The sequence below is a fragment of the Streptomyces sp. 71268 genome (assembly GCF_029392895.1).
GTDB lineage: Bacteria > Actinomycetota > Actinomycetes > Streptomycetales > Streptomycetaceae > Streptomyces.
Genome location: NZ_CP114200.1, coordinates 1,685,486 through 1,711,019 on the forward strand (window position 1 = coordinate 1,685,486; position 25,534 = coordinate 1,711,019).

Consider the following 25,534-nt stretch of genomic DNA (forward strand, 5'->3'; position numbering starts at 1 on the left):
CGCGCCGCGCTGACGCGCGGGTGCCACCTGGCATGCACAGCTTTCATCGGCTCCATCAAAACATTGCCTTGGACCGATCGGCCGCTGTGGGCGGAGCCTTGGGCCATGGCGGATCAAGCACGGGAAACAGAGAACGCGCACGTCACGGACGTCATCGTGATCGGCGGCGGCACCGGCGGCTACAGCACCGCGCTGCGCGCCGCCGCGCTGGGCCTGGACGTGGTGCTGGTCGAGCGGGACCTGGTCGGCGGCACCTGCCTGCACCGGGGCTGCGTGCCCAGCAAGGCGATGCTGCACGCGGCCGAGTTGGTCGACGGCATCACCGAGGCCCGCGAACGGTGGGGCGTCAGGGCGACGTTGGAGGGCGTGGACTGGGCCGCGCTGACGGCCACCCGAGACGACATCGTGGCGCGCAACCACCGGGGCGTCGAGGGCCACCTCGCGCACGCGGGGGTGCGCGTGGTGCGTGCGACGGCGACGTTGACCGGGCCCCGTACGGTGCGCGTGGAGCCGGGCGGGACGTGGCGGGCGCGGCGCGGCCTCGTGCTGGCGACCGGTTCGAGACCGCGCACGCTGCCGGGGCTCGTACCCGACGGGCGCCGGGTGGTCACCAGCGACGACGCGCTCTTCGCGCCGGGGCTCCCGGAGTCGGTGCTGGTCATCGGCGGCGGCGCGATCGGCGTGGAGTACGCGTCGCTGCACCGCTCGATGGGGGCCTCGGTGACCCTGGTGGAGACGGCGGACCGGCTGCTTCCGCTGGAGGACGCGGACGTCGGTCGGCACGTGACGCGCGGCCTGAAGAGGCGGGGCGTGACGGTGTGGACCGGGGCCAGGTGCGAGGAGGCGCGGCCGTACGAGGACGGGGTGCGCGTCACGGTCAGCTCGCCGCGCGGCGAGCCGCGCCACCTGGACGTGGCGCGGGTGCTCGTGGCCGTGGGGCGGGCGCCGGTGACCGAGGGGCTCGGCCTCGGGGCGGCGGGGCTGGCGCCGGACGCCCGGGGGTTCGTGGCGCCGGCCGACTGGTCGCGTCTGGAGACCGCCGTCCCGGGCGTGCACGTGGTGGGCGACCTGCTGCCGCCGCCGTCGCCGGGCCTGGCGCACGCCTCGTTCGCCGAGGGGCTGCTCGTGGCCGAGACGCTGGCCGGGCGCGCCCCGCGCCCCATCGACTACGCCGCCGTGCCGCGCGTGACGTACTCCAGCCCGCAGACCGCGTCCGTCGGGCTCAGCGAGGAGGGGGCCCGGGAGCGGGGCCACGACGTGGTCACCAACACGCTGCCGCTGACGGCTACGGCCAAGGGCATGGTGCACGGCCAGGGCGGCCTGGTGAAGGTCGTCGCCGAGCGCGGCGTCGGCGGGCCGGCCGCCGGCGCGGAGTCGGACGGCCCCGGGGCGCGGTCCGCCGTGGGGGCGGCCGGCGGGGTGGGCACGGTGCTCGGGGTGCACCTGGTGGGCCCGCACGTCTCGGAGATGATCGCCGAGGGTCAGCTCATCGTCGGCTGGGAGGCCGACCCGGCCGACGTCGCCCAGCACGTCCACCCGCACCCGACGCTCTCCGAGGCCGTCGGCGAGGTGTTCCTCACGCTGGCAGGTCGGGGTCTGCACCAGCACTGACGCCGCCCGGGTCGGCGCCGTCGCGCGCGTCGGCCCCGCTCGCCCCGGCGTCGCGGTCGACCGCCCCCTCCTCGCCGCCGTCCGCGCCGGGTTCGGCGCCACCGGCGGGGGGCCGGCTGGTACGGGCGGGGGTACGGGCCGAGGCGCGGGCGTCGTCGTCGGGGACCAGGTCGCCGGCGCACAGCACGGCGAAGCCCAGCACGGCCACGACCCCGCCGGCGTACAACTCGTACCCGTCGAGGAAGGGCAACCGGTCCAGCACGGCCCACTTGCCGAACCAGCCGGTGAAGTAGTGGACGAGGCTGGAGCCGCCGATCAGCAGCAACCCCGTGCCCAGCAGCTCAAGCAGCTTTCTCATGGTCCGAACGCTAGGCGCGCGGGGCCCCGCCACCCGTCCGCCGAAGGTCTACGGACCCGCGACTTTGGTATCCCGTACCGCGCTGGGGGGACGCGCGCGCGGCGCCGTTCCGTAGATTCGCCGGCATGAACGGCACGTTGAACGGTACGCACGAACCGTCGCCCGCGCCCGCCGCGGCGGACTCGCCCGATGGTGAGCCCGCGGCCGCGCCCGGTGGGCACCTCGCGCGCACCCGGCGCCGCCCCCGCGACTGGGTGGTGGACCTCAGCGCCTTCGTGCTCGCCGCGCTGTTCTCCTTGGTGACCGCCGGGTCGGTGGTGGAGGACCCCGACCTGCCGGAGCTGTGGCTCTTCGTCGACCAGGTCTTCGGGCTGCTGGCCTGTGGGGCGCTGTGGTTCCGCCGGCGGTGGCCGGTACACCTCGCGGCGGCCATGCTGCTGGCGTCGACGGCCTCGCACTTCGTGGTCGGGCCCAGCCTGGTGGTGATGTTCACCGTCGCGGTGCACCGCCCGTTCCGCCCCGTGGCCGTCATCGGCGCGCTGGCGTTCGCGAGCAGCCTGGTCAACGGGCTGGTGCACACCGATCCCGACCTGGGGTACGTGGGCTCGGTGCTGACCGGGACGCTGCTCTACAGCACGGCAATCGGCTGGGGCATGTTCGTCCGCTCCCGGCGCCAACTCCTCATCTCGCTGCGGGAGCGGGCGCACCGGGCGGAGTCGGAGGCCGCGCTGCGCGCCGAGCGCGTCCAACGGCTCACCCGGGAGCGCATCGCGCGCGAGATGCACGACGTGCTCGCGCACCGGCTGTCCCTGCTGAGCGTGCACGCGGGCGCGTTGGAGTACCGGCCCGACGCTCCGCCCCGGGACATCGCGCAGGCCGCGGGCGTGATCCGGGCCAGCGCCCACCAGGCCCTGGAGGACCTGCGGGAGGTGATCGGCGTGCTCCGTACGCCCATCGGCCAGGCCGCGCCCGGCGCCCAGCCGACCACGGACGACGCGCCGCCGGCGACGCCGGGAGCGGGCACGGCCTCGGAGCCCCGGCGGGGAAAGGAAGCCCGGACGAGGCCGGGCAGGGCCCGTCGCCCACGCCGCGGGCGCGCCACCGACCGGGCCGGCGGCGCGGCCCGCGCCGACTCCGCACCGCACGCGCGGCTGGCGCCGCCGGCCGCTCGGGAGTCCTGGGACGGGGCCGTGCCGAGCCGGCCTCAGCCCACGCTGGCCGACCTGCCACGGCTGGTCGACGAGGTGCGGCAGGCGGCCATGCGGGTGGTGCTGCACGACGAGCGGGAGGCGTGCGACCCGGTGCCGGCCGCGACGGGGCGTACGGCGTACCGGATCGTGCAGGAGGGCCTGACCAACGCCCGCAAGCACGCCCCGGACGCCACGGTCACGGTGCGGGTCGCCGGCGCCCCCGAGCGCGGTCTGACGGTCGAGGTGCGGGACCGGCCGGAGGAGGGTGGCGACAGGCCGCGGCGGGCGGAGCCGATTCCCGGCTCCGGGCAGGGGCTGATCGGCCTGGCCGAACGCGCCTCGCTGGCCGGTGGCGACCTGGAGAGCGGGGTCACCGAAGACGGCGGCTTCCTGCTGCGCGCCTGGCTACCGTGGCCCGCATGAACACTTCCGATCACCAGCGCGTGCGCGTGCTCCTCGTCGACGACGACCCGCTGGTACGCGCCGGGCTGCGGCTGATGCTGGGCGGCTCGGCCGACGTGGAGATCGTCGGCGAGGCCGCCGACGGGACCGAGGTCGGCCCGCTGGTGCGGCGGCACTCCCCCGACGTCGTGCTGATGGACATCCGCATGCCGACGCTGGACGGGCTCGCGGCGACGGAGGAGTTGCGGCGCGCGGAACGCCCGCCCGAGGTCATCGTGCTGACGACGTTCCACGCCGACGAGCACGTGCTGCGCGCGCTGCGGGCCGGGGCGGCCGGCTTCCTTCTCAAGGACACGCCACCGGCCGAGATCGTGGCCGCCGTGCACCGGGTCGCCGCCGGTGACCCGGTGCTCTCGCCCGCGGTCACCCAACAGCTCATCGAGCACGTCGCCGGCGCCGGCCAGGATCTGCGCCGCAGCCGGGCACGCGGCCTGCTGGGCCGGTTGAACGACCGGGAGCGCGAGGTGGCCCTCGCCGTCGGGGAGGGCAAGTCGAACGCGGAGATCGGCAACGCGCTGTACATGAGCGTCGCCACGGTCAAGACCCACGTCTCCCGCATCCTGACCAAGCTGGACCTCAACAACCGGGTGCAGATAGCCCTGTTGACGCACGACGCGGGCTTGCTGGACGGCAACGCCGCCTGACGCCCGCGCGGCACGCGACAGCCGAGCGGGGGGGCGCGTGCCGGGGCGGCGGGACGACAGGGAGCGGGGCGACGGTGGGCACGGGCCGGTCGGCGAGTGCCGACCGGCCGCCCGTACGGCGCTCCCCGCCCGACGGCACTCGCACAAAAGTGTGGACAGGGGGTCGGCGGCCCGCCTACAGTGCGGTCACGCCCTAGATCACGGAAGGAGGCCGGAGCCATGTACGTCACTTCATTCCCGCGCTCCCGCCCCGTCCGCAGGGCTGCCTTCGTCTGACGCCGTCTGACCGGGAGCGCACCGCATTCCTGGAAGGACTCCCGTGACCGATCTGGTCATCCGTCAGCTCTCCGAGAGCGACGCACACCTCTTTCACACCCTGCCCGACCCCGGCCTCGTCGGCCACGGCGCGTTCGAGCGGCGGTACGCCACCTTCGCGCAGGGCGGCGAGTACCGGCCCGACTGGACCTGGGTCGCCCTGCGCGAGGACACCGTGGTGGCCCGCGCCGCCTGGTGGGCCGGCCCGGACGACGCCAAGCCGATCGCCCTGGACTGGTTCGACTTCACCGACGCCGACGCCGCCGTGCAGTTGCTGCGCACGGCGCCGTTCCGCTCCGACTACGCGTTGCTGCTGCCGCCCGACTGGGAGCGCGACCCGGCGGTGCGGGAGGCGGCCCGGGCCCGTGTCGACGCCGTGACCGACGCCGGCATGGACCAACTCGTCGGCCGCCACCGCTACACCTGGACGCCCGAGTGCGGGGTGCCCGAGCAGCCGGGCCGGTTGACGTTCCGACCGGAGCCGGACGACGAGGAGATCCTCGCCGTGCTGCGCCGGGTCCAGCACGGCACGTTGGACGCGCACGCCCGCCGCGTCATCGCCACCGACGGCCACGACGCCGCCGCGCGGGAGGAGCTGGACTTCTTCCACTGGTGCCCGTCCCCGCGCGAGTGGTGGCGCACGGCGTGGACGGCCGAGGGCGAACTCGTCGGGCTCCACATCCCGGCCCGCAACCAGAGCGCGCCGGTCGTCGGCTTCATCGGCGTCGTACCCGAACAGCGCGGCCACGGCTACGCGTACGACCTGCTCGCCGACTGCACCCGGATGCTCGCGGCGGAGGGCGCGCGGAAGATCTTCGCCGAGACCGACCACGGCAACCGGCCGATGGCGGCGAACTTCACCAAGGCCGGTTACCCGGTCTCCCAGGAGCGCGCCTACTTCCAGTGGCCGCAGACGCGGGACTGAGCCCACGCTGACGGCGTGCCGTACGCCCCCGCGCGTCACGGCACGCCCCGCGCCCGCCCCCGTGCCCGCCAGGCACGGGGGCGGGCGCGGTCACGGGCCGAGTACGCCCGCCGGCGTACGCGCGAGGCGTGGGGCTGGGTCGGTGGGGGCGCGGCCCGGGGTTGGGCGGCGGGCTCAGTCCTCGGCGGGCTGGAGCCGCAGCGATATGGAGTTGATGCAGTACCGCTGGTCGGTGGGGGTCGGATACCCCTCGCCCGCGAAGACATGGCCCAGGTGGGAGCCGCAGCGGGCGCAGCGCACCTCGGTGCGGACCATGCCGTGCGAGCGGTCCTCGACCAACTCGACCGCGGACGAGTCCTTCGGGTCGAAGAAGCTCGGCCAGCCGCAGTGGCTCTCGAACTTCTCCGTGGACCGGAACAACTCGGCGTCACACGCCCGGCAGGAGTAGACACCCTCGGTCGTGGTGTCGGTGTACTCGCCACGGAAGGCGGGCTCGGTGCCGGCCCGGCGGAGCACCTGGTACTCCGCCGGCGACAGCTCAGCACGCCACTGCTCGTCGGACTTCTCGACCTCGTACGCCATCTCGCGCCTTTCGGGGATGCGGTCTTACGCGTCGTCGCCGGCCCGCTGCCGTCGCGCGGCGCGGGCCGGCCACGGGTCAGCCTTTCAGCCGGGCCACGATCCGCGGACCGAGGTCCGTGACGTCGCCCGCGCCCATGGTGAGAACCAGATCGCCGGGCCCCGCCATTCCCGCGATCAGCTCGGGGATCGCCTCCCGGTCGGCGACGGCCCGCACGTCGGCGCCCCGGGCGGTGGCCGCGTCGATGACCAGGGCGCTGGTGACGCCCTCGACCGGGTCCTCCCGGGCCGGGTAGATGTCGAGCACGAACGCCGCGTCGGCCAGCGTCAGCGCCTCGCCCATCTCGACGCCCAGCTCCTGCGTGCGGCTGAAGAGGTGCGGCTGGAAGACCACGAGCACCCGCCCGTCGCCGGCGCCGCCCCGGATGGCCTCCAGGTCGGCGGCGATCTCCGTGGGGTGGTGCGCGTAGGAGTCGATGACCTGCACGCCGCCCGCGGTGCCACGGAGCTGGAGGCGGCGGTTGACGCCGGTGTACGAGGCGAGCGCCGTGGCCAGCTCGCGGGTCGGCAGGCCCATCGCGGTGCCGGCGGCCAGGGCCGCGACCGCGTTGTGCGCGTAGTGCCGCCCGGGCACCGAGACCGTGAACGTGAGCCGCTCCCCGTCGGCCAGCGCCACCGTGACCTCGCTGGTGAGGCCGTGCGGGGTGACGTCGAGGACGCGCAGGTCGGCCTCCGGCGACTCGCCGTAGGTGACGATGGTCAGGTCCCGCCGGCCACGGACGCGGCTGGTCAGCTCGCGGGCGCCGGACTGGTCGGCGGCGATGACGAGCGTGCCGCCGGGGCGCACCCGGGTCACGAAGGTCTCGAAGGACTCGTAGATCTCGTCCATCGAGGCGTAGTTGGCGTGGTGGTCCAGCTCCACGTTGAGGATGACGGCGACCTCGGGCGCGTACTTGTGGAAGCTGCGGTCGCTCTCGTCCGCCTCGGCCACGAAGATCTCACCGCTGCCGTGCCGCGCGTTGGAGCCGGGCGCGTCCAGGTCGCCGCCGATCGCGTACGACGGGTCGACGCCCAGGGTGCCGAGGGAGACGGCCAGCATCGAGGTGGTGGTGGTCTTGCCGTGGGTGCCCGCGACGGCGATGGCGCGCCGGTCGGTCATCAGGGCGGCCAGCGCGTCCGAGCGGTGCACCACCGGGATGCCCCGCTCGGCCGCCGCCCGCAGCTCCGGGTTGTCCTGGCGGATGGCGCTGGAGACCACGACGCTGGTGGTGTCGGCGGCCAGGTGTTCGGCCGCGTGCCCGACGTGCACCTTCGCGCCGAGCGCGCGCAGCGACCGCGCGGTGTCCGACTCGCGCGCGTCGCTGCCCGCGACCCGGGCGCCGCGCATGGCGAGGATCCTGGCGATGCCGGACATGCCGGCGCCGCCGATCCCGATGAAGTGCGGGCGCGCCAGCGCGTCGCCCGTCGCGGGCGCCGCCACGGCTGTCCCGGTCGGCGCCGTGGCCGTGGCCGCGGGGGCCGCCGCTTCGCGCCGCGCTGCGTTCTCGGAGCCGAGGCCCGCCGGTGCCATCGCGGTTCTCCCTGGTGGTAGAGGTGTGAGCGGCCGGGTGGCCGCCGGTCTGGTACGGGGCCGCCACTGCCGCCGACCCCGGCCAAGATTCTCGCACCCCGGACCGACATCGCCGCCCCCGGCCGCGCGCGCCCCACGCCGGCCCGCGCGCCGCACACCCCGCCGAGCGGTGGGCCGGGCGGTGTGCGGGGCGGGCGGAGCGGTGCGGCCGGGTGGCGTTCGCGTACGGGTCGCCGGGCCGCCGCCGCGCGCCGCCCGGGCCGGATCAGCCCCGCTGGCTCTCCGGGGGCTCGTCCGCCGCGTGCGAGAACAGCTTGAGGACGGGGACGCCCACCTTGTGGCGGGCCCGGGAGGCCCAGTCGCGGTGGAAGAACTCCTCGACGAAGTGCGGCGCGGTCAGCACGATGACCTCGTCGGCGCCGGTCTCCTCGACCACGGAACGCAGCAGGTCCAGCGGGTGACGCTGGACGAGCTGGCCCACGGCCTCGCTGCCGGTGGCCCGCAGCGCCTCCAGGGAGTGGGCCAGGGCGCGCTCGGCGGGCTCCCCGTCCGTGTGGCCCTCGGGCATCTCGGCCTCCTGGACGACCCGGTCCAGCTCCCCGAGGGCCACGTCGTCGATCGCGCGCAGCAGCCGGTCCTGGTCGCCGCGCGGCTGCATGAGGACGACGAAGGAGACGGCGTCGTCGCCATGCAGCGACGCGACGAAGTCCACATCCGCTGGTGTCAGGGGCTGCTCGATCATCAATACGCTCGTGAACACGACGGACGCCCTTCTTCTCCCTGGACCCACAAAGTCCAACAGAAACCATCCTGCGCGTTCCCGGACAGGGCCGCGTGACACAAGTCTGCCCAGCGACAGTTAACCGGAACGGTAAATTCCGCCGATTGTCAGGACCGACGGTAGCGAGTGAAGAGAAAACCGTCCTCCTCCATGACGGAGGCGATGGAGAACCGTTCCGGCACGGTGAGGGCCGGCCCGTTGACCACGCGCGCCGCCTCGCCCGAGGCCAGCAGCGGCGCCACCGAGAGGCACAGCTCGTCCAGGGCGCCGGCGGCCACGAACTGGCCCAGCAGCGTCGGTCCGCCCTCGGTGAGCAGTCGGGTCAGCCCGCGCTCGGCCAGCGCCCCCTTGACCAACCCCGGGTCGACCCGGGCGCCCTGACCCGCGCGCACCACCACGGCCCCCGCCGCCTCGGCCGCCGCCACCCGCTCGGCGGGCGCCCCGGCCCCGGTCAGCACGAGGGTCGGCGTCCGTGGCGCGGTGAACAGCGGCAGCGAGAAGTCCAGGTCCAGGCTGGCGCTGACGACGGCGATGGCCGGTGCCGGCGGCTGGCCCGCGGCGGCCCGGCGCGCCGCGAACGCCTCGCGGACCTTGGCCGGCCGGTACCCCTCCTGCCGCACCGTCTGGGCGCCGACCACGATCGCGTCGGCCAGCCCGCGCAGCACCCCGAAGATCCGCATGTCGGCGTCGGAGGACAGTGGCTGCGAGCGGCCGTCGTGGTAGGCGGCGCCGTCCAGGGAGGCGACCATGTTGGCCCGCAGCCAGGCCGTGGGCCGCGGGCTCGCGGTGGCCGGCGGCCCGGCGGCGCCGGCCTCACCCGGATAGGCGTACGCGTCGGCCAGCTCGTCCAGCGACCAGGTGCGCGCTTCGGTGTCCGTCGGATCGGATGGCGGGGGGAACAGGCGTCGCATGGCCGCAGTGTGACATGGGTCCCTCGGCGGGCGGTGGCCCGGTGGGCAGCGACTAGGCTGGACGGCTGTGTCCTTCTCGTCCTCGTCCGCCGACTCCGCCGCCAGCTCTGCGCCCGCCTCCCGAATAGGGAGCGCGGCGACGCACGAGGGCCCGCTCGCGCTGACCTCCCGTGCCCCGCGCGTCCCCGCCGACCAGCTCGTCGCCGAGATGGTGCCGCCGCCCCGCTTCGGCCTCGTGAGCTTCGACAACTACCTGCCCGACCCGAACCAGCCGAGCCAGGCCGAGGCCGTGCGCGTGCTGCGCGCCTTCGCCGCGGGCCTGGGCGAGGGGGCCGGCGGCTCGGCGGACGGGCGCCGGCGTTGGTTCCGCAAGGCCAGGCCCGCGGCGGCCGCCGCCCCGCGCGGGGTCTACCTGGACGGCGGGTACGGCGTCGGCAAGACCCACCTGCTGGCCTCGCTGTGGCACGCGACGCCCGCACCCGCCGAGCGCAAGGCGTTCGGCACCTTCGTGGAGCTGACGAACCTGGTCGGCGCGCTGGGCTTCCAGGAGACGGTGCGGACGCTGAGCGGACACCGGCTGCTGTGCATCGACGAGTTCGAGCTGGACGACCCGGGCGACACGGTGCTGGTCTCCAGCCTGCTCACCCGGCTGGTCGAGGCGGGCGTGGCGCTGGCGGCCACCTCCAACACGCTGCCGGGCAAGCTGGGCGAGGGCCGGTTCGCCGCGGCCGACTTCCTGCGCGAGATCCAGGGCCTGTCGGCGCACTTCCGCCCGCTGCGCATCGACGGCGAGGACTACCGGCACCGTGGCCTGCCCTCCGCCCCGCCGCCGTACTCTGACGCCACCGTCACCGAGGTCGCCCAGCGCACGCGCGGCGCCTCCCTGGACGACTTCGGCGCGCTCCTCGGCCACCTGGCCACGGTCCACCCGAGCCGGTACGGGGCGATGACCGACGGGCTGCACGCGGTGTGTCTGACGGGCGTCACGCCCGTACCCGACCAGGCGACCGCGCTGCGCCTGGTCGTCCTGGCCGACCGGCTCTACGACCGGGAGGTCCCGGTGCTGGCCTCCGGCGTGCCGTTCGACCAGCTCTTCAGCGAGGAGATGCTCGAAGGCGGCTACCGGAAGAAGTACTTCCGGGCGATATCCCGGCTGACGGCCCTGGCGCGAGACGCGAAGGGCCTCCTGGAGGCGTAGCGAGGCGCGGCCCCCGGGCGGCGCGGCCCGCCGGGCGGGGTTTGTTCGCGGACGCGTCGGGCGTGGGCGGGTTCGTACGCGAGGCGTGTTCGCACGCGCGAGCGGTGGGCGGGTTCCGGGGGCCGGCGGGGCGGGTGCCAGCCGCCGGGTGTGGGGGCGGCGTTGGCCTGGGTGGGGGTGCGGGGGCGCGCGGGGGCGACGTGGCGGGTGCGCGCGGCTGGTTCCCGTTCAGTCAGTTGCGTGGTACACACGGGCGAATCACGTCACCTGTCCGCCAACAGGGAGTCACCTTATGTCCACGACACGACGTCAGGTTCTGGCCCGCAGCGGGGCACTGGGCGCCGGCCTCGCCTTCACCGGAGCGCTTTCCGAACTCTTCGCCGGCACGGCCGCCGCCGCGCCCGGGGCCGACCGGCCGGGCGGCTACGGCCCGCTGGTGCCCGACCCGGACGGACTCCTCGACCTGCCGGCGGGCTTCCGCTACCAGGTGCTCTCCCGCGAGGGCGACCCGCTGCGCTCGGGCGAGGGCGAGGTGCCCAGCAACCACGACGGCATGGCGGCCTTCCCCGGCTCCCCCGGCCACCCGGGCCCCGCGGCCTACGGGCGGGCCCACACCCGGCTGGTCCGCAACCACGAGAACCGCCCGGACGCCGCCATCCGGGTACCCGCCGTGGAGGGCCTGACGTACGACCCGACGGGCATGGGCGGCTGTACGGCGCTCGCGCTCGACCAGCGGAACCGGGTGCTCGGCGAGCGGGTGGCCATCGCCGGCACGGCCGTCAACTGCGCGGGCGGCCCAACGCCCTGGCATACCTGGCTGACCTGCGAGGAGACCGAGGACCGGGCCGGCACCAACGGCTACACGAAGGACCACGGCTTCGTCTTTGAGGTGGACCCGTACAACCCGCGACGCACCGGCGCCGTGCCGCTCACCGCGATGGGGCGCTTCCAGCACGAGGCCGTCGCCGTGGACCCGCGGCAGGGCGTCGTCTACGAGACCGAGGACGCCTTCGAGCGCCCCTTCGGCCTCTTCTACCGCTTTCTGCCGCACAAGCCGCGCGGCGGGCGCGGCTCGCTGCGCGCGGGCGGCGTGCTGGAGGCCATGCGGGTGCCGGACGTGCCCGACCTCTCGGCGATCCGGGAGCCCGGCACCTCCTTCGACCACGTCGAGTGGGTGCCGGTGCCCGACCCGCTGGCCACCGAGACGCCCATCCGCTTCCAGGACTTCGGCAAGGGCGGCATCACCCACGCGCAGAAGCTCGAAGGCTGCTACTGGGGCGGCTCAAGCGTCTACTTCGTCTCCAGCTACGCCCGGAGCGAGGAGGGCTCGGCCGGGGACCACTTCGGCCAGGTGTGGCGGTACGACCCGCGGCGCGAGCGGCTGACCCTGGTGATCGTCTTCGGGCCCGACACGGACGTGGCCCTGCCCGGCGAGTCGCCCGACAACATCACCCTCGCGCCCAGCGGCGGCCTCATGGTGTGCGAGGACGGCGACGGCGCCCAGCACGTCTTCGGCCTCTCCCGACGCGGCGAGGTCTACCCGATGGCGCGCGGCCGGCAGAACCTCGGCACGCCCGACGAGCCGTCGTGGGGCGAGTTCGCGGGGGTCACCTTCTCACCCGACCACCGCACGATGTACGTCAACTGCTACACGCCGGGGACGACGTTCGCCGTGACGGGCCCCTGGCGGTAGCCGCCGGGTGGGCGCCGCCGGCGCGCGAACCGCGCACCGGCGGCGCACCCGGGCCGCGCCCCAGCGCACCCGGGCCGCGCACCCGGATCGCGTACGCGCGCTCAGGCCCTTCGCGAGCTGAGGGCGCAGGCCACGGCGGTGGCCGCGGCGCACAGCAGCGCGGCCGCGGCGCACGCCGGCACCGGCATCGGCACCGCCCCGCTGTGCGAACCGCTGACCAGGTCGTGCACGGCGGCGTGGGCCGGCGACGGGGCTTGGACCAGGGCCACGAGCGCGGCCAGCGCCGTGGCCAGCAGGGCGTAACCGGGGCGGCGCAGCAGCGGCCAGTTGCACAGCGCGCCGACCGCCGTACCGAGCATGGCGCAGGCGACGGCGGCCAGCAGCCCGCCGACGGTCGCCTCGCCCACCGGGACCGCCACCCGGTGGTCGGCGCTGTGCGCGCCGCTGATCCGCGCGACGACCACGGTGGCCAGCGCGCCGAGCGCGGTCGAGCACAGCAGCGCGGTCAGCACGCACGCCAGGTGGACCCGGGCCGGGCTGGTCGCGGCGGCCGCGACCTGCCGGGCGGCCGGCGGGTCGCCGGCGACGCACACCCGCACCAGCCAGGCGGCCACCGGCAGCAGGCCGGCGGCGGTGTAGCCGAGCGAGTCGAGGATCGGCTGCCCCGACTGGACGCCGATCACCAGGAAGATCCCGTACAGCAGCAGCGGGGGCAGCAGTCGGTGGGAGCGGACCAGCAGCTCCGCCTGGTAGCGCAACAGGGCGGTCACGGGCGGCCCTCGGGCTTCGGCGAGTGCGACGCGCGCCCCGCCGACCCGCCGGACGCGGGCGGCTCGTCGGGCGTGGGCGGTGCGGTCACGGCCCGGATGTGCCAGGGCGGGCGGGCCATGAGCAGGGCGCGGAGCAGCGCGTCGGAGTACGCGGCGGACACCGTCAGCGCCGTGCCGCCGTCCGGGGCGCCGGCCACCTCGGGCGCGCCGGGCAGCCCGTCCGGGGGCGCGGCGCCCGGCGGGCCCACGGCCTCGATCCGTACCCGCCGGCCCGCCGCGCCCGGTCCGGCCGCACCATCCGCCGTGAGCGGCCCGTCCGGGCCCCACGGGGCGAGGCCGGTGCCGTGGACGCGGTAGACGGCGTCGGCCACGCCGGCGAGCCGTCGTGGGTCGTGGTCGACGAAGACCACCGCGCCGCCGTCGGCGACCCGCTCCGCGACCGCGCGGTCGAGTTCGCCGCGCGCCCGCTGGTCGAGCCCCGTCCACGCCTCGTCGAAAACCAGCAGTTCCGGGTCGGCCAGCAGCGCCTGGGCGACGGCGACCTTCTGGCTGGTGCCCTTGGAGAGTTCGGCGAGCGGCGTGCGGGCGTGCCCGGCCGCGCCGAAGCGCTCCAACCACCGCGCCGCCGCGTCGGCGGCGCGCCGCCCGCGCAGGCCGTGCACCCGGCCCAGGTGGGTGAGGTAGCCGACGGCCGTGAAGGGCAGTTCGGCGGGGAAGCGCTCGGGCACGTACGCGGTGCGCGGCCGGCCCCGCACGCGGCCGACGGTGGGCTGGTCGATGCCCGCGACGATCCGCAACAGGGTGGACTTGCCGGTGCCGTTGGTCCCCACGATCCGCAGCAGCGTCCCGGCCGGCACGGCGAGTTCGACGTCGCGCAGCACCCACGGGCCGCGCGGCCCGTACCGACGGCCAACGCCCTCCAGCGCCAGCGGCGTTCGCGGCTCGCCCGGCGGCGGTCGTAGCGCTCTCATGGCGCCGACCCTAGCCGAGGCCCTGGGCCACGGACCGGGCCGGGAGCGCCGGTCCGGACGAGCCCCGGGCGGGTCCCAGACAGGCTCCGGGACCGCGCCGGCCGGGTGCGCGGCGGGCGCACGAGCGTGCGGGGGCTTCGGGGCGGGCTGGCAGACTGGAGCGCGTGATCAGCTCCGCATCCGACGCCGGCCGTGACGCCTCCCCCGCCACCCCCGGCAGCTCCCCCACCCAGCCCGCCACGGCGCCAGGCGACGCCGCCGCCCGCCCGGACGCGGCCGGGCAGCCGCGCGCCGCCACCGACCGCGACGCCGCTCCGCAGTACGTGCTGCCGCTGGTGGTACGGGTGGAGAAGGCCGCTCCCCCGGCCCGTACCGACGCCCTCGAGGTCGCCGCGCGCGCCGTGCTGACCCTGCTCTCCGACGAGCGGGCGACGGCGGCGGACGGGCCGTGGGCGAAGGCCGTACGGGACTGGGAGGACGCCCGCATCCGCAAGGTGGTGCGGCGGGCGCGCGGCGCGGAGTGGCGGCGGGCCGCGGAGCTGCCCGGGATCACGGTCACCGGCGCCAGCGCCGAGGTGCGGGTCTTCCCGCCGGTGCCGCTGGACGGCTGGCCTAAGGAGTTGGCCAAGCTCCAGGTCTCGGGCACCGAGTTGGCCGAGCCCACCGCGCCGGCCGAGCCCGAGCCCGGCCTGCCCGTGCTGTGGCTCAGCCCGGAGCTGGAGATGTCGGCCGGCAAGGCGATGGCCCAGGCCGGGCACGGGGCGCAGCTCGCCTGGTGGGAGTTGACCGACGAGCAGCGCGCGGCCTGGCGCCGGTCGGGGTTCGCACTGGCGGTGCGGGTGGCCCCACCGGAGCGCTGGCGGGCCCTGGTCGGCAGCGGGCTGCCGGTGGTGCGGGACGCCGGGTTCACGGAGATCGCTCCCGGTTCGTGCACGATCGTCGCAGACCACCCGGCCCTTCGGAAACGCCCCCGGGAACTGTGATACTTAGGCACGAGAACATCTGTACTGGTGCCCAGGGGGGCGAAGTTGAGCACGTCCCGGAAGAAGTCACGTAGAGCGCGTTCGTCGCGTGAATCGTCGAAGCCGTCGAAGAAGACCCTCTACACGGCGGTCGCGATCGTCTCGGCGTGTGCCGTGACCGCCGTCGCGATAGGGCTTTCCCGTGGTGGTTCCGACGACGGGAAGAAGGAATCCGCCACCGCCACCGGCGCCCGGCCCACGCTCCCGGGCCCGCTCGGCGCCGACGGCAAGGGCAGGGACGGCAAGCCGAAGCCGACGGAGGAGCCCTGGGACGGCAAGGTCAAGGTGCTCGGGGACGGTTCCACGTCCTACACCGGGCCGCAGCCGCACCAGCCCAAGCCCGCGAAGCTGAAGCCGGGGCAGCGGCCGCCGCAGTTCATCGTGTTCTCCTGGGACGGCGCGCTCCAGGGGGACGACCGGCTGTTCTCGCACTTCCGTCAGGTGGCGCGGGACAGCAACGCGAAGATGACGTTCTTCCTGACCGGGATGTACCTGGTCCCGAAGTCCAAGCGCGAGCTGTACCGCCCGCCGCAGCACAAGCCGGGCAGCGCGGCGATATCCTTCGCGACCGATCCGCACATCCGGGACACGCTGGAGCAGTTGCGTGGCGCGTGGCAGGACGGGCACGAGATAGGCAGCCACTTCAACGGGCACTTCTGCGGCGCCAAGGGGGGCGACGACTGGAGCGTCGACGAGTGGAAGAGCGAGATCAAGCAGCAGTACTCGTTCGTGCAGAACTGGAAGACCAACACCGGTTTCACGGACATCGACCCGCTCCCCTTCGACTACACGAAGGAACTGGTGGGCGGCCGGGCCCCGTGCCTGGAGGGGCAGAAGACGCTGATACCGGCGATCAAGTCGTTCGGCTGGCGCTATGACGCGAGCTCTCCGGGCGACTTCCAGATCTGGCCGACGAAGATCGACGGGGTGTGGAACTTCCCGCTCCAACTCCTGCCGTACCCCAAGAGCGAGAAGCAGGTCCTCTCGATGGACTTCAACTTCCTCTACAACCAGTCAGGGGACAGCACCGAGGGCGATCCGGCGAAGTACGACGAGTGGCTGGACCTGACCACGGGCGGGTACATGAACGGCTTCGAGCGCGTCTACAACGGCAGTCGGGCCCCGCTGTTCATCGGCAACCACTTCGAGAACTGGAACGGCGGCATATACATGCAGGCCATCGAGAACGTGATGCGCGAGGCGTGCACGCGCAAGGAAGTGCGCTGCGTGTCCTTCAAGCAGCTCGCCGACTGGCTCGACGCCCAGGACCCTGACGTGCTCGCCAAGCTCCGCGGCCTCGACCCGGCGCAGGCCCCGGACTGGAAGACGTTCCTGAAGTAGCGCCCGCCCCCGGGCGTCCCGGCCGTTGCCGCGCGACCGGCCGGGCCGCCCGCGCCCCCGCCGTGGCCGGCCCGCCACCGGCCCCGCCCGGCGGGCGGCGGCTGGTGGCCCGGTCGGCCGGGCGTCAGGGCGAGGAGCGCAGGTAGTCGCGCCAGATGGCGAGCGGGTAGCCGGCGCCCGTCTTCCCCGACGGGTCGCCGCCCACCCCGTCAAGGGGCAGCAGTTCGTGCGTCTTGGGGTCGAGCCTGCTGATCGACACGGCCGTGGCGAGCACGTCCCGGTAGCCGACGAACCAGGCCGATGTGCGGTCCTGGGCAGTGCCCGCCTTGCCGGCCGCGCCCGGCCCGACATCGCCCGCCGCGCTCGCCGCGCCGGTGCGCAGCGAGTCCTTGAGCGCCCCGTCCACCGCCTCGGCCACCTCGGCCCGCAGCGCCCGCTTACCGCTGGGCACGTCGAGCGGTACGGCGTCGCCGTTGCGGGTCAGATGGGTCACCGAGTACGGCTCGGTATGCATACCGTGCGCGGCGAAGGTGGCGTACGCGCTGGCCATGCGGATCGCGCTGGGTTTGGCCGTGCCGAGCGAGAGGGCGGGCACCTGTTCGCCGAAGCTGCTGGGCAACAGGCCCGCCGTGGTGGCGGTGCGGCGCACCCGGTCCAGACCCACGTCCATGCCGAGTTGCATGATCGGCGTGTTCACCGAGTTGACCAGCGCCTGGTGCAGGCTGATGTCACCCCAGGACTTGGCATCATCGTTGCGGGCCCGCACGATCTTGCCGGCGCGGTCCCAGTACGGGCCTTCCGGCGTCTGGAGGGCCGCCTTGTCGTCGCCGTCGTACACGGTGGCGGGTGTGATCGTCTTCCGGCTCTCGCCGCGCTCCTTGAGCACGCCCTCCTGAAGTCCGGCGGCGTAGACGAAGGGGGCGAAGGCGGTGCCGGCCGGCACGTTGGAGGCGTTGGCGTCGTTGAAGCCCTGTTTGACGTAGTCGGGGCCGCCGTAGAGGGCGACGATGCGCCCGTCGGCCTCCACCGAGGCGGCGCCGATGTGGAGTTCGCGATCGGCCTCGCGTTCCTTCGGCCGCAGGTCGTCGCGGACCTCCTTCACCGAGGCGGCCAGCGATTCCACCTTCGGCTTCTCGAAGGTGGTGCGTATCTGGTAGCCGCCGAGGTCGAAGTCGGCGGGCTCGATGTCGGTGTGGGCGGCGACGTAGGCCCGCGCGGTCTCCACCAGGTATCCCGTCTGCCCGTCGAGGCCGACCGGCTTGGGGGGTTTGCGCGGTTCCGGGAACTCGGTGATCTGCTCGCGTTCGGAACGGGAGAGCTTGCCGATCTCCACCATGCGGTCGAGCACCCATTCCCAGCGCTCCACGGCGCGCCGGTGGTTGGCGTCGCTGAGGTGCGGGTCGTACATTCCCGCGCCCTTGAGCAGGGTGGCCAGGAAGGCACCCTCGCTCACGGTCAGTTCGGAGACGTCCTTGCGGTAGTACGCGTAGGCGGCGCGCTGGATTCCATAGGTGCCACGCCCGAACCAACTGGTGTTGAGATATCCCTCCAGGATCTCGTCCTTGCTCATCTTGTTGTCCAGCTTGATGGCGATGAACATCTCGGTGACCTTGCGGGAAAGGTCCTGCCGCTGGTTCAGGTAGGCGTTCTTGACGTACTGCTGGGTGATGGTCGAACCACCCTGGGTGTCGCCCCCGGTGATCATGCGCGTCACGGCGCGGAACATGCCGGTCGGGGAGACGCCGCTGTCGGAGTAGAACGAGGCGTTCTCGGCCGCCAGCACCGCCCACCGCACGTCCTCGGGAACCCGTTTCAGCGCCGTGGCCTGCCGGTTGATCTGGCCCGTCCGGCCCATTTCGGTGCCGTCGGCCCAGTAGTAGACATTGTCCTGCTGGGTGGCGAAGTCGTTGAGGTCGGCGGGGATCTCGGTCTGCGAGTACGCGTAGCCGACGACGCCCGAGAGCGCGCCGAAGACGAAGAGGAAGGTGCCGAGCGTCAGCCGCCAGGAGGGCAACCACCGGCGCACGCCGCGTCGGCCCGCACGCGGGTAGTCGATCCGGGGCCGGCGCAGCGACGGGCCGCGCCGTGGCCGGGCCTTGCGCCTGCGACCCCTGCCGGTCGCGCCGCCCTGCCCGCTCGCCGCCCCGGCGGCGGTGGTCGTGGGGGCGGTGCCGGGGCGGGGCGGGACGTGGCTGTCGCCGGCCGCTGCCCTGCCGGGGGTGACGATGCCGAGGGTGATCGTGTGGGCGTCGTCGTGCCCGTACGCCGGGCCCGGCGCGGCGGTCGGCGCACCCGACTGCCCGGGCCCGTCCGGGCCGTCCGGCCCCCCGGACTTTCGCGCCTTGGCCGCCGCGAACAGCTTTCCGATCCGCACGTCTCTCCTACGTCCCGAATGCGACGCGGCGGACCCGGCACGCATCCGCACCGATCCGCGCCCCCACAACCGTCCGACTCTATGGCGCCTTGTGAACAGCTTTCGCAAGAGAACCGCACAAGTTCGTAGCAGTGCCGACATTAGCGGACCCGCACGAGCGCAATCTACGCATCCCAACTCGCGTGCCTATCATCACTCAACCCGCCCCGGGCCGCACGAAAACCAAGCCCACAGCCCCTTTACGCACCTCGCCGCGCTCCCCGGGAGCGCGCCCACGCCCGCCGGCGCACCACCCCACCGCCGGGCGCCCAACCCCCTTGGGACCGCATGGAGATCGCCCCCGGAGCAACCTCAGAAGAAGCTCTGAACCGAACGCGGACGGGGTTCGTCCCCCCTACGGGGGGCCAAGACTCTTCCCATCGCGGATGGACGCGCGCATTCTTCCAGGGGGGCAACCATGAAACGACTGGGGACCGGAATCGGGTGGCGGCCGGAGATCGCCGATGACATCGCTCGCCTTCCCGACATCGACTGGGTGGAGGTGGTGGCCGAGAACATCTGCCCGGGCCACGTCCCCGACGCCCTCACCGCCCTGCGCGAGCGCGGCACGACCGTGGTGCCGCACGGCGTCTCGCTCGGGCTCGGCGGGGCCGCGCGACCGGACCCGGGACGGCTGGCCGCCCTGGCCGAGCGCGCCGAGGCGCTGTCCGCGCCGCTGGTCACCGAGCACATCGCGTTCGTACGCGGCGGGGGGCCGCTGACCGCGTCGCCGGAGATCGAGGCCGGACACCTGCTGCCGGTGCCGCGCACCCGGGAGGCGCTGGCGGTGCTGTGCGAGAACGTGCGCATCGCGCAGGACGCGCTGCCGGTGCCGCTGGCCCTGGAGAACATCGCCGCGTTGATCTCCTGGCCGGGCGAGGAGCTGACCGAGGGCCAGTTCCTGACCGAACTGGTCGAGCGCACCGGCGTCCGGTTGCTCATCGACGTCGCCAACCTGCACACCAACCACGTCAACCGGAGCGAGGACCCGGCCCGCACCCTGGACGCGCTGCCGACCTGGGCCATCGCCTACGTGCACGTGGCGGGCGGCGTCGAGCGCGACGGCGTGTGGCACGACAGCCACGCCCACCCGGTCACCCAGCCGGTGCTGGACGTGCTCGCGGAGCTGTGCTCCCGGACGGCGCCGCCGGGGGTGCTCCTGGAGCGCGACGAGGCGTTCCCGCCCACGGCGGAGCTGGCGGCCGAACTCGACGCGATCCGCGCCGTCGTGGCCACCACCCCGGCCGTGCCGGCGCCCGCCCCGGCCGCGCCCTCGGCGCGCCGCGCGGTTCCCCCGGCGCGCGCCCTGCCGCACCTGACGGCCGTCCCCGCGCCCCGCTCGCCCGCGCCGTCCGCGCGACCGACCCGCCAGCCGGTCGCCTCGGCACACGGGGCGCGGCCCACGGCGCGCGTGGCGACACCGCACCCGGCGCCCGGAGCCGGCGCGGCCCGCGCCGCAGCGTCCGCGACCGTAACCACCACCGCGACCGCCGCCGCCCCGACAGCCCGACCCGCGGGCCACCACGCCGCGCCCGGCCCCCTGTCCGCCGTGGACCCCGTCGCCACGCCGGACGCGCCGGGCGAGCCGGACGTCGACACGGCCCCGACCGCCGCGCCGGATACCGACGCCGCGGAGCGGCAGCGGCTCGCGCTCGCGCAGACCGCCCTGCTGTCCGCGCTGGTCGCGGGCACGCCGGCGCCGGAGGGGTTCGACCGCGGGCGGCTGCGCGTGCAGAGCCGGGCGCTGATCGCCAAGCGCGCCGACGTGGTGGCCAGGATCGCCCCCGAACTGCCGGAGATCCTCGGCACCGCGTACCGGCCCGCGTTCGTGGCGTACGCCCGGCACCGGCCGCTGCGCGGCGGTTACCGGCGGGACGCGCTCGCCTTCGTCGAACGGCTGCTGGCGACCGCTGAGTTCGCCGACCCCGTGGTGCACCGACGGCTGGCGGCCTGGTGGCGGGAGCGCTCGGGGCCCGCCCCGCTGTCGACCCACCCCGTGGCGCGGCTGCTGCGCGCCGCCCGACTCGTCCTGGGGAGAAAGCGATGATCACCGTACTCGCGATCGCACTGGCCGTCGTGGTCGGCGGCGCGCTGCTCGCCCTAGTCGTGGGCGTGTGGCGTTTCCGCCGCACCCTCTCCACGGTGCGCACGGAGCGGCCCGACGACGTGTGGGAGGCCGCGTTCCTGGCGGGCGGTCCCGGCCGGGTCGCGGACCTGGCGCTGTACGCGCTCCACGCCGACTGGCGGATACGCGTCGGGGACCCGGGCGTGGTCATCGTCGAACAGCCGGTCGCGCGGCACCCGGTGGAGAGCGAGGTCCTCGCGGCGCACGCCCGCTCCCCGCACGGCGGCCTCGGCCGGTTGCGCGGCGAGGTGATGCGCAGCGCCACCGTGCAGGGCATCGGCGACCGTCTCGCGGAGCGGGGCCTTATGGTGCGGCCCGCCGTCATCCGGCACTGGCGACGGCGGGCGCGCACGCTGGCCTTCACGTGTCTGGCGCTCGCCTTCCTCGTGCTCGTGTTGAGCCTCGGCGGGCTCGGTGACTCCGTCGGCTCCACGCTCGGCGCGCTGCTGCCCTCGCTGGCCGTCGGCTTCGTCGGCGGGCTGGTCTGCGTGGTGGCGGTCGGCGGTCGGCTCACCCCGGCCGGCGAGGCGGCCTTCTTCACGTACGCCTCGACGACGGGCTCCGAGGCCGGGGACGGGATACCGGCCACCATGAACCGCATCGCGGCCAAGGGGCCGCGCGAGATCAGCGGGAAGCTGCGCACCCTGCTCCAGAAGGCCGCGCGGACGGGCTACGCCGCGCCGCTGGTCGCCGGTGGCGCGGCGGCGGTGGCGGTGCCGGCGGTCATGGAGGTCACCTGGTGTGGCTCGGCGCCCGGCGAGTCGGCACGCGCCGGCGCGGCCGGCGGCGGAGGCTCCAGCGGGGGCGCCGGCTGCGGCACGGGCTCGTGCGGGGCGGGGGCGGGCGGGGGCGACGCTGGGTGCGGGGGTAGCGGCGGGGGATGCGGAGGCGGAGGCGGTGGGTGCGGAGGCGGTTGTGGCGGCTGCGGAGGCTGCGGTGGCTGACCGACGACCGGGCGCGAACGCCACGGCCCACGGCGCCGCCCCATCCGCCGCCCCGCGCCCTGGGGCCGCGGCCACCCGTACCTCGCGCTCTCCCCGAACCGTGGGCGCGGCGCGCACGTACGGTCACCGGTCGCACATTGTTGGCCCGTATCGTGAACAAGGCATGGCGGAGCCGGAATTGGCCGAGTAAGAATCGGCCATGCTGTGGGTCCTGTTTCTTGTGATCGCCTGGGTCGCGGCCTTTGTCACCTGTGCCCGACTCTGTCAGGCGGCCGTCGCCGCCGCGCAAGGTCCCGACGCCGCGCCGTCGGGCCGAGACCGTGCTCTCACGCTGTACGAGGCGGCGTTCCTGTCCGGCGGCCCGTACCGGGTGAGCGATCTGGCCCTCGTCGCCATGCACCGCGAGCGGCGGCTGCTGCTCGCCCACACCGGCTGGGTCACCGTGGTCGACCCGGTGGGCCGGGACGAGATGGAGCGCTCGCTGATCCAGGCCATCGGCTCGGCCGGGCAGGCGCCCGTGCCGCCGGTGCGCTCGGCGGTGGCCGCCGCCGAACCGGTGCGGGCGCTGGCCGACCGACTGGTCATGGCCGGCCTCGCGGTGCCCGACGCGGCCCGGGCCGGGGTCGCCGCCGCGATCGCCCACGTGCGCGGCGCCTGCGCGTTGATCCTGGTGACCGCGGTCGCGGCGCTGGTGATGGTGCCGCCGGAGACCGGCACGGGCACGGTCGCGGCGTGGTTCGCGCTGCCCCTGGTGGCCACCACCGGCTGCCTGGCCATAGCGCGCGTCGAGGTCCACCCGTACACCCGGTGGGCTTCCCCCGCGGGTCAACAGCGGCTCGGCCAGATCCTGGTGCCGCCGCGCGAGGACCGGCTGCCGGGCGGCGCGGCCCGACCGGCCGACGGGCCCGCGCCCCACCCCGGCGACCGAGGCGTCCCGGGCGCCCGGGACGCTGGGCAGAACGCGGATGACCGGGGCGACCGTGCCGACGACCAGCCGCCCGCCGGTCCCGGCGCGGGCGACGACGCGGCGCCGGCGACCGCCGGTGCGGAGGGGCCGGCGGAGCGCGGCGTGCCTGCCGGCAGCCCGGTGCCGGGCGAACCGTACGACCCGAACGGCCCGGCCGAGCGCGCCGAGCGGGCCGCGCTCACCGTCCTCGCCATCCACGGCGCCGCCGGCCTGTCCGACCCCGCGCTCCGCGCCGCGCTGCGCGGCGGCCGACGCCGCGCCCTACCCTGACCCGCCCCGCCCGCGACCCGCCTGCCCGGAGCCCGCGACGGCCCCGGGCGGTCCGACGGGCGCGGCCCGCACTCGCCGGGGCGGGCCCACAGGACGGCGGCGCCGGCGCGGGCTCGACCGCGAGCCCCCGCCCGGCCGCGTCGCCGTCGCGCCGCCGGTGCGCGCCCGGCGCGCGACTACGCCAGGCCGGCGACCAGTTCGGCCACGGGGCGGCGACGGCCGGTGAAGAACGGCACCTCCTCGCGGACGTGCAACCGCGCCTCGGACGCCCGCAGGTGGCGCATCAGGTCCACGATCCGGTACAGCTCGTCCGCCTCGAAGGCCAACAGCCACTCGTAGTCGCCCAGCGAGAACGCGGGCACCGTGTTGGCCCGCACGTCGGGGAAGCCGCGCGCCATCTTGCCGTGGTCGGCGAGCATCCGACGACGGTCCTCGTCCGGCAGCAGGTACCAGTCGTAGGAGCGCACGAACGGGTAGACGCTGACCCACTCACGGGGCTCCTCGTCGGCGAGGAACGCGGGGATGTGCGACTTGTTGAACTCCGCCGGGCGGTGCAGCGCCATGTTCGACCAGACGGGCTCAAGGGCGCGGCCGAGCCGAGTGCGGCGGAAACGGTTGTACGCGTCCTGCAGCGCCTCCGCCGTCTCCGCGTGCCACCAGATCATCAGGTCCGCGTCGGCGCGCAGCCCCGACACGTCGTACGTACCGCGCACCGTCACGTCGGCGGCGGCGAGCTGGGCGTACAGCTCCTCCACCTCCTCGGCGTAGCCGCCGCGGTCGGCGGGCAGCACGTCGCGCAGCTTGAAGACCGACCACAGGGTGTAGCGGATGACCTCGTTCAGGTCCTTGGCCCGCTTGCCGGCGTTCGGCGTCTTGTCTGGAGCAGCAGTCATCGTTCCTCTTCTCACTCTTCACTTGCGTCCGGCAGTACCCCACGGCAGGGCCCGGTGCCCGCGGCGGGGCACGGTCGCGGGCTCTGTCGGAAGTCCTCAGGTGGCGGGCGTGGTCGCCAGGAGTTCGTCGGCCGCGGCGTGCGCGCTGGCCACGCACGCCGGGATGCCCACGCCGTCGTAGACCGCGCCGCACACCCGCAGCCCCGGCAGCTTGGCCACCTGCTCGCGCACCCGGGCGACCCGGCCGAGGTGGCCGACCGGGTACTGCGGCAGCCCGCCCGTCCAGCGCTCGACGCGGCTGGCCACGGGGCGAGCGGTCAGCCCCGTCGCGGTGCGCAGGTCGGCCAGCGACCGCTCGACCAACTCGGCGTCCTCGCGCTCCAGGTCCCCCTCGTCGCCGTGCCGGCCGACGGAGGTGCGCAGCACGAACAGGTCGGGGTCCGCGTCGGCGACCCAGCCCCACTTGTTGCTGGAGAACGTGGACGCCTTGATCGTCAGGCCGTCCACGGAGGGCACCAGGAAGCCCCGGCTGTCCGGGAGCACGGCCACCTCCGCGCGCCGGAAGGCCATCGTGGCCAGCGCCACCGAGGCGTACTCGACGCCGGACAACTCGGCGGCGGCGCCCGGCGCGTCGGCGGCCAGTAGCCGGGCGGCGGCGGGGGCCGGCAGCGCGAGCAGCACGGCGTCGGCCGGGTACGCCGTACCGTCCTCGGTGATCACGTTCCAGCCGGCGCCGGTGCGCGCCAGACGGCGCACCGGGGCGTGCGTGCGCACCTGGCCGCCCCGGGCGCGCACCGCGTCGGCGACGGCCAGCGGGAGCCGCCCGATCCCGCCGTCGATGCCCATGAAGACCGGGCCGGGCGGGGCGGCCTCGGCCGACCGGCGCAACAGCGCGCGCACGCCCTCGGTGAGCGAGCCCTCGGCGCGCGCCGCCTCGTAGAGCTGCGGCACGGCGGCGCGCATCGAGATCCGGTACGCGTCACCCGCGTACACGCCACCGAGCAGCGGCTCCACCAGCCGGTCGACGACCTCGCGGCCGAGCCGGGCGGCGATGTAGTCGCCGATGCCGACGTCGTCGCCCAGCTCGACCGGGGGCGGCGTCGCGTCCTCGCGGACCCGGGCGATGCCGGCCTCGCTGAGCACGCCGGAGGCGGCGAGCGGGGCCAGGTCGCCCGGGACGCCCATCAGGTGCCCGGTGGGCATGGGGCGCAGCGCGCCGCGCGTGTACAGGTCGGCGGCCGAGGCCGCGGGCGGGCGCAGGTCGTCGGCGAGCCCCACGGCCCGGGCCAGCTCCACCGCCTCCGGGCGGCGGGCCAGCATGGACTCGGCGCCGAGGTCCACCGGGACGCCCGCGATCTCGCCCGCGTACAGCTTGCCGCCGAGCCGCCCGCTCGCCTCCAGGAGGGTGACCCGCGCGCCGCCGCCGGTGAGCCGGTGTGCGGCGGCCAGGCCGGAGATGCCGCCACCGATGACGACCACCTGACGCACCTGGGAGGCGGGAACGCGCGTTTCGCTCATACCCCCACTCTCTCACCGCACCCCGGCCCGGCTGTCGCACCCCCACCCCCCGGCGGCGGCCTT

At 75.1% G+C, this 25,534-nt stretch carries 21 protein-coding genes; 11 read left to right on the forward strand and 10 right to left on the reverse strand.

The genetic code is table 11. The features are described 5' to 3' along the window. Window positions 1-105: 105 nt before the first annotated feature. Window positions 106-1,611 carry an FAD-dependent oxidoreductase gene (locus OYE22_RS06130; protein ID WP_277319461.1) on the forward strand — a complete coding sequence of 502 codons (1,506 nt, stop codon included), beginning with the start codon at window positions 106-108 and terminating at the stop codon, window positions 1,609-1,611. Here OYE22_RS06130 and OYE22_RS06135 read toward each other — a convergent pair. Further along, on the reverse strand, window positions 1,577-1,969 hold the full coding sequence (locus OYE22_RS06135) for a hypothetical protein (RefSeq protein ID WP_277319462.1): 393 nt from the start codon (window positions 1,967-1,969) through the stop codon (window positions 1,577-1,579). The two genes, OYE22_RS06130 and OYE22_RS06135, sit on opposite strands and share 35 nt — an antisense overlap. Before the next feature lie 125 nt (window positions 1,970-2,094). On the opposite strand from OYE22_RS06135, the gene OYE22_RS06140 reads away from it, so the two are divergent. From OYE22_RS06140 to OYE22_RS06150, 3 genes are all read left to right on the forward strand, one after another. Next, window positions 2,095-3,582: a histidine kinase gene (locus OYE22_RS06140; RefSeq protein WP_277319463.1), complete on the forward strand. Its 1,488-nt coding sequence runs from the start codon at window positions 2,095-2,097 to the stop codon at window positions 3,580-3,582. Continuing rightward, window positions 3,579-4,265, forward strand: a complete 687-nt coding sequence (locus OYE22_RS06145; RefSeq protein ID WP_277319464.1) for a response regulator transcription factor — start codon at window positions 3,579-3,581, stop codon at window positions 4,263-4,265. The genes OYE22_RS06140 and OYE22_RS06145 overlap by 4 nt, the downstream gene beginning before the upstream one ends. Window positions 4,266-4,584: 319 nt before the next feature. Further along, window positions 4,585-5,505, forward strand: a complete 921-nt coding sequence (locus OYE22_RS06150; protein ID WP_277319465.1) for a GNAT family N-acetyltransferase — start codon at window positions 4,585-4,587, stop codon at window positions 5,503-5,505. 174 nt (window positions 5,506-5,679) lie between these two features. Here OYE22_RS06150 and msrB read toward each other — a convergent pair whose 3' ends face one another. The 4 genes from msrB to OYE22_RS06170 all read right to left on the reverse strand — a co-directional run bounded on the left by msrB (window position 5,680) and on the right by OYE22_RS06170 (window position 9,346). Continuing rightward, on the reverse strand, window positions 5,680-6,087 hold the full coding sequence (gene msrB, locus OYE22_RS06155) for a peptide-methionine (R)-S-oxide reductase MsrB (RefSeq protein WP_277319466.1): 408 nt from the start codon (window positions 6,085-6,087) through the stop codon (window positions 5,680-5,682). Between the two features lie 76 nt (window positions 6,088-6,163). Next, window positions 6,164-7,654 carry a UDP-N-acetylmuramate--L-alanine ligase gene (gene murC, locus OYE22_RS06160; protein ID WP_277319467.1) on the reverse strand — a complete coding sequence of 497 codons (1,491 nt, stop codon included), beginning with the start codon at window positions 7,652-7,654 and terminating at the stop codon, window positions 6,164-6,166. 265 nt (window positions 7,655-7,919) lie between these two features. Next, the gene (locus OYE22_RS06165) at window positions 7,920-8,396 is read right to left on the reverse strand and encodes an indole-3-glycerol phosphate synthase (RefSeq protein WP_277324006.1); all 477 of its coding nucleotides are present in this window, start codon (window positions 8,394-8,396) and stop codon (window positions 7,920-7,922) included. A 146-nt stretch (window positions 8,397-8,542) separates the two neighbouring features. Further along, window positions 8,543-9,346: a pyrimidine reductase family protein gene (locus tag OYE22_RS06170; RefSeq protein ID WP_277319468.1), complete on the reverse strand. Its 804-nt coding sequence runs from the start codon at window positions 9,344-9,346 to the stop codon at window positions 8,543-8,545. A gap of 124 nt (window positions 9,347-9,470) precedes the next feature. Between OYE22_RS06170 and zapE the strand changes: the two genes are divergently transcribed. Both zapE and OYE22_RS06180 read left to right on the forward strand, forming a co-directional pair. Then, window positions 9,471-10,544 (forward strand): cell division protein ZapE, encoded by a 1,074-nt coding sequence (gene zapE / locus OYE22_RS06175; protein WP_277324007.1) that lies wholly within the window; start codon window positions 9,471-9,473, stop codon window positions 10,542-10,544. A gap of 292 nt (window positions 10,545-10,836) precedes the next feature. Beyond that, the gene (locus OYE22_RS06180; protein WP_277319469.1) at window positions 10,837-12,237 is read left to right on the forward strand and encodes an alkaline phosphatase PhoX; all 1,401 of its coding nucleotides are present in this window, start codon (window positions 10,837-10,839) and stop codon (window positions 12,235-12,237) included. Between the two features lie 101 nt (window positions 12,238-12,338). Here OYE22_RS06180 and OYE22_RS06185 read toward each other — a convergent pair whose 3' ends face one another. Together OYE22_RS06185 and OYE22_RS06190 are read right to left on the reverse strand one after the other, a co-directional pair. Further along, window positions 12,339-13,007, reverse strand: a complete 669-nt coding sequence (locus OYE22_RS06185; protein WP_277319470.1) for an ABC transporter — start codon at window positions 13,005-13,007, stop codon at window positions 12,339-12,341. Beyond that, on the reverse strand, window positions 13,004-13,978 hold the full coding sequence (locus OYE22_RS06190; protein WP_277319471.1) for an ATP-binding cassette domain-containing protein: 975 nt from the start codon (window positions 13,976-13,978) through the stop codon (window positions 13,004-13,006). The genes OYE22_RS06185 and OYE22_RS06190 overlap by 4 nt, the downstream gene beginning before the upstream one ends. Before the next feature lie 323 nt (window positions 13,979-14,301). On the opposite strand from OYE22_RS06190, the gene OYE22_RS06195 reads away from it, so the two are divergent. Together OYE22_RS06195 and OYE22_RS06200 are read left to right on the forward strand one after the other, a co-directional pair. Beyond that, on the forward strand, window positions 14,302-14,961 hold the full coding sequence (locus OYE22_RS06195) for a peptidyl-tRNA hydrolase (RefSeq protein ID WP_277324008.1): 660 nt from the start codon (window positions 14,302-14,304) through the stop codon (window positions 14,959-14,961). A 153-nt stretch (window positions 14,962-15,114) separates the two neighbouring features. Beyond that, window positions 15,115-16,341, forward strand: a complete 1,227-nt coding sequence (locus OYE22_RS06200; RefSeq protein ID WP_277319472.1) for a hypothetical protein — start codon at window positions 15,115-15,117, stop codon at window positions 16,339-16,341. Window positions 16,342-16,465: 124 nt separating this feature from the next. Here the strand turns inward: OYE22_RS06200 and OYE22_RS06205 are convergent, their stop codons facing one another. Continuing rightward, window positions 16,466-18,715 (reverse strand): transglycosylase domain-containing protein, encoded by a 2,250-nt coding sequence (locus OYE22_RS06205; protein WP_277319473.1) that lies wholly within the window; start codon window positions 18,713-18,715, stop codon window positions 16,466-16,468. A 457-nt stretch (window positions 18,716-19,172) separates the two neighbouring features. Here OYE22_RS06205 and OYE22_RS06210 point away from each other — a divergent pair, with 457 nt between their 5' ends. The 3 genes from OYE22_RS06210 (at window position 19,173) to OYE22_RS33380 (ending at window position 23,060) form a co-directional block, all read left to right on the forward strand. Then, on the forward strand, window positions 19,173-20,801 hold the full coding sequence (locus OYE22_RS06210) for a DUF692 family multinuclear iron-containing protein (protein ID WP_277319474.1): 1,629 nt from the start codon (window positions 19,173-19,175) through the stop codon (window positions 20,799-20,801). Continuing rightward, on the forward strand, window positions 20,798-21,823 hold the full coding sequence (locus tag OYE22_RS06215) for a TIGR04222 domain-containing membrane protein (protein ID WP_277319475.1): 1,026 nt from the start codon (window positions 20,798-20,800) through the stop codon (window positions 21,821-21,823). The genes OYE22_RS06210 and OYE22_RS06215 overlap by 4 nt, the downstream gene beginning before the upstream one ends. 199 nt (window positions 21,824-22,022) lie before the next feature. Beyond that, on the forward strand, window positions 22,023-23,060 hold the full coding sequence (locus OYE22_RS33380; RefSeq protein WP_348652185.1) for a TIGR04222 domain-containing membrane protein: 1,038 nt from the start codon (window positions 22,023-22,025) through the stop codon (window positions 23,058-23,060). 176 nt (window positions 23,061-23,236) lie between these two features. On the opposite strand, the gene hemQ is transcribed toward OYE22_RS33380, so the two are convergent. After that, on the reverse strand, window positions 23,237-23,953 hold the full coding sequence (hemQ, locus tag OYE22_RS06225) for a hydrogen peroxide-dependent heme synthase (RefSeq protein ID WP_277319476.1): 717 nt from the start codon (window positions 23,951-23,953) through the stop codon (window positions 23,237-23,239). 96 nt (window positions 23,954-24,049) lie between these two features. Further along, on the reverse strand, window positions 24,050-25,471 hold the full coding sequence (gene hemG / locus OYE22_RS06230; RefSeq protein ID WP_277319477.1) for a protoporphyrinogen oxidase: 1,422 nt from the start codon (window positions 25,469-25,471) through the stop codon (window positions 24,050-24,052). Between the last annotated feature and the right edge of the window lie 63 nt (window positions 25,472-25,534).

Bases quoted from the DNA above. Each gene is read 5' to 3' on its own strand.
- OYE22_RS06130 (WP_277319461.1), top strand. From the start codon at position 106: ATGGCGGATCAAGCACGGGAAACAGAGAACGCGCACGTCACGGACGTC.
- OYE22_RS06215 (WP_277319475.1), top strand. From the start codon at position 20,798: ATGATCACCGTACTCGCGATCGCACTGGCCGTCGTGGTCGGCGGCGCG.
- OYE22_RS06145 (WP_277319464.1), top strand. From the start codon at position 3,579: ATGAACACTTCCGATCACCAGCGCGTGCGCGTGCTCCTCGTCGACGAC.
- hemG (WP_277319477.1), bottom strand. From the start codon at position 25,471: ATGAGCGAAACGCGCGTTCCCGCCTCCCAGGTGCGTCAGGTGGTCGTC.
- OYE22_RS06165 (WP_277324006.1), bottom strand. From the start codon at position 8,396: ATGATCGAGCAGCCCCTGACACCAGCGGATGTGGACTTCGTCGCGTCG.
- OYE22_RS06180 (WP_277319469.1), top strand. From the start codon at position 10,837: ATGTCCACGACACGACGTCAGGTTCTGGCCCGCAGCGGGGCACTGGGC.
- OYE22_RS06190 (WP_277319471.1), bottom strand. From the start codon at position 13,978: ATGAGAGCGCTACGACCGCCGCCGGGCGAGCCGCGAACGCCGCTGGCG.
- msrB (WP_277319466.1), bottom strand. From the start codon at position 6,087: ATGGCGTACGAGGTCGAGAAGTCCGACGAGCAGTGGCGTGCTGAGCTG.
- murC (WP_277319467.1), bottom strand. From the start codon at position 7,654: ATGGCACCGGCGGGCCTCGGCTCCGAGAACGCAGCGCGGCGCGAAGCG.
- OYE22_RS33380 (WP_348652185.1), top strand. From the start codon at position 22,023: ATGCTGTGGGTCCTGTTTCTTGTGATCGCCTGGGTCGCGGCCTTTGTC.
- OYE22_RS06135 (WP_277319462.1), bottom strand. From the start codon at position 1,969: ATGAGAAAGCTGCTTGAGCTGCTGGGCACGGGGTTGCTGCTGATCGGC.
- OYE22_RS06140 (WP_277319463.1), top strand. From the start codon at position 2,095: ATGAACGGCACGTTGAACGGTACGCACGAACCGTCGCCCGCGCCCGCC.
- hemQ (WP_277319476.1), bottom strand. From the start codon at position 23,953: ATGACTGCTGCTCCAGACAAGACGCCGAACGCCGGCAAGCGGGCCAAG.
- OYE22_RS06170 (WP_277319468.1), bottom strand. From the start codon at position 9,346: ATGCGACGCCTGTTCCCCCCGCCATCCGATCCGACGGACACCGAAGCG.
- OYE22_RS06210 (WP_277319474.1), top strand. From the start codon at position 19,173: ATGAAACGACTGGGGACCGGAATCGGGTGGCGGCCGGAGATCGCCGAT.